Raw genomic sequence first — 1,090 nt, forward strand, 5'->3', positions numbered from 1 at the left:
TAAGGGGTATCTATTTAGCTCCAGTGACGTGAGAATAGCTGGATGGAAACCCAGATGCTAACGCCAACTCCTGGAGGGGACTACCCCCGCACCTGGAACGAATTTCTTGACTGGTTTGCCACCGAAGAGGCTTGCCAGGCGTTCCTGGAGAAGCTTCGGTGGCCCCAAGGCTTCGTCTGCCCGCGTTGCGGCAACGCTGGCGATGTGTACCGCGCCAGCCGCACCCGCCTGATGTGCCGCTCATGCCAGTACCAAGGCACAGTGACATCTGGAACCATCTTTGACAAGACGCGCACACCGCTGCGTGTCTGGCTGGCTGCAGCTTGGTACCTGACCAATCAGAAACAAGGCGTGAGCGCCCTGGGGCTGCAGCGCGTATTGGGTTTGGGGAGCTACCAGACCGCCTGGACCATGCTGCACCGGTTTCGACGTGCCATGGTCCGCCCGGGCCGGGACAAGCTCAAGGGGCTTGTGGAGGTGGATGAAACGTACCTGTCCATCACGGATCGCAAGAATCCCGCCACCCCTGCAGGGCGCAAGAGCAGCACCACCAAAGTGTTGATGGTCATGGCGGTGGAGATCGTGGAGCCCAAGGGGTTTGGGCGCATCCGGTTACGCCGCATTGACCGAGACGCCGCCACCCACGTAATCCCCTTTGTGCAGGAGGTGGTCGAGCCTGGAGCCCAGGTACGCACGGATGGTTCGGCGGCATACCGCGCTCTGGGAGAACTGGGTTACACCCACCAGCGCACCGTCATGCTCGGCTCAGGCGTACCTGCCCATGTCTCCATGGCGGGAGTGCACCGGGTCGCCTCACTGGTACAGCGCTGGGTGCTGGGAACACATCATGGCTCTGTACAGCCAGACCACCTGGACGCCTATCTCGATGAATTCGTGTTCCGTTTCAACCGGCGCACATCCAGCTCACGCGGGATGCTGTTTTACCGCTTGCTGCAGCAAGCGGTGGTTACGCCGCCAGTGACGTATGGGGATGTCGTGAGCAAGAACACCGGGGAGAGCCAATCGGATACCATTGCTGGATGAAATCACAGTATCAATGGGGCTGCTGGAGCTAAATAGATACCCCTTA

1 protein-coding gene is annotated in these 1,090 nt (G+C 60.2%); it reads left to right on the plus strand.

Features of this window, described 5'->3' with window-relative positions; genetic code table 11:
• The first annotated feature begins 42 nt into the window (after window positions 1–42).
• On the plus strand, window positions 43–1,044 hold the full coding sequence (locus EJO71_RS34235; RefSeq protein ID WP_011805635.1) for an IS1595-like element ISCsp2 family transposase: 1,002 nt from the start codon (window positions 43–45) through the stop codon (window positions 1,042–1,044).
• Window positions 1,045–1,090: the final 46 nt, after the last annotated feature.

This window comes from Variovorax sp. 679, assembly GCF_003952185.1.
Taxonomy (GTDB): domain Bacteria; phylum Pseudomonadota; class Gammaproteobacteria; order Burkholderiales; family Burkholderiaceae_C; genus Variovorax.

Bases quoted from the DNA above. Each gene is read 5' to 3' on its own strand.
- EJO71_RS34235 (WP_011805635.1), top strand. From the start codon at position 43: ATGGAAACCCAGATGCTAACGCCAACTCCTGGAGGGGACTACCCCCGC.